The 1,192-nt window shown below is 57.6% G+C and carries 1 protein-coding gene; it reads left to right on the top strand.

Annotated features, from left to right (window positions below; genetic code table 11):
• Window positions 1-65 precede the first annotated feature (65 nt).
• Complete coding sequence (locus MJ643_RS30385; RefSeq protein ID WP_064613796.1) at window positions 66-1,046, top strand: IS5 family transposase; 981 nt, start codon at window positions 66-68, stop codon at window positions 1,044-1,046.
• Window positions 1,047-1,192: the final 146 nt, after the last annotated feature.

Raw genomic sequence — 1,192 nt, 5'->3', positions numbered from 1 at the left:
GGAAATCCTGAAAAAGACTTCCTGATTTTGGCAAAATACCCGGACTCCACCCGCCGAGTTTTCCGATGAAGCAAATGACCTTCGCCGACGCCGAGTACGCCGGCAAGCGCAAGCAGACCCGCAAAGAGCTGTTCCTGATCGAGATGGATCAGGTGGTGCCGTGGAAGGGGTTGATTGCCCTGATCGAGCCGCACTACCCGAAGGGTGAAGGCGGTCGTCCGGCGTATCCGTTGATGGCGATGCTGCGCATACATCTGATGCAGAATTGGTTTGGCTACAGCGATCCGGCGATGGAGGAAGCGCTGTACGAGACCACCATCCTGCGCCAGTTCGCCGGGTTGAGCCTGGAACGCATTCCTGATGAAACCACCATCCTCAACTTCCGTCGCCTGCTGGAAAAACATGAACTGGCGGCCGGCATCCTCGGTGTGATCAACGGTTACCTGGGTGATCGTGGTCTGTCGCTGCGCCAGGGCACCATCGTCGATGCCACACTGATCCATGCGCCGAGTTCGACCAAGAACAAGGACGGCAAGCGCGACCCGGAAATGCACCAGACCAAGAAAGGCCAGCAGTTCTACTTCGGCATGAAGGCGCACATCGGCGTGGATGACGAGTCGGGCCTGGTGCACAGCGTGGTGGGTACGGCGGCCAACGTTGCGGACGTTACTCAGGTCGACAAGTTGCTGCATGGCGACGAGAACGTGGTTTGTACGGACGCGGGCTACACCGGCGTTGAGAAACGTCCAGAGCATGTCGATCGTAAGGTTATCTGGCAGGTGGCGGCACGCCGCAGCACCTACAAGAAACTCGATAAGCGCAGCGCGTTGTACAAGGCCAAGCGCAAGATCGAGAAGGCCAAGGCCCAGGTGCGCGCCAAGGTCGAGCATCCATTTCGCGTGATCAAGCGGCAGTTTGGCTACACCAAGGTGCGTTTCCGGGGGCTGGTGAAGAACACCGCGCAACTGGTGACGCTGTTCGCCCTGTCGAACCTATGGATGGCACGCCGACATTTACTGACGAATGCAGGAGAGGTGCGCTTGTAATGCAGAAAATGGCGCGGCGAGGTGCTCGCTGGGGCCAGAAACACCGAAATAAGCGGGCGATTTGATCGTTTTTTGATCGGTTTACCGCTTTCAAAATCAGCGTAGGCTGAAGTCAGTCAGAAATACAGGGCTATTTCAGACCATCC

Source organism: Pseudomonas sp. PNPG3, from assembly GCF_023093815.1.
Taxonomy (GTDB): Bacteria; Pseudomonadota; Gammaproteobacteria; order Pseudomonadales; family Pseudomonadaceae; genus Aquipseudomonas; species Aquipseudomonas asiatica.
This window is presented reverse-complemented; position numbering and strand designations above follow the sequence as displayed.

Coding starts and splice junctions, on each gene's coding strand:
- MJ643_RS30385 (WP_064613796.1), top strand. CDS start 66: ATGAAGCAAATGACCTTCGCCGACGCCGAGTACGCCGGCAAGCGCAAG.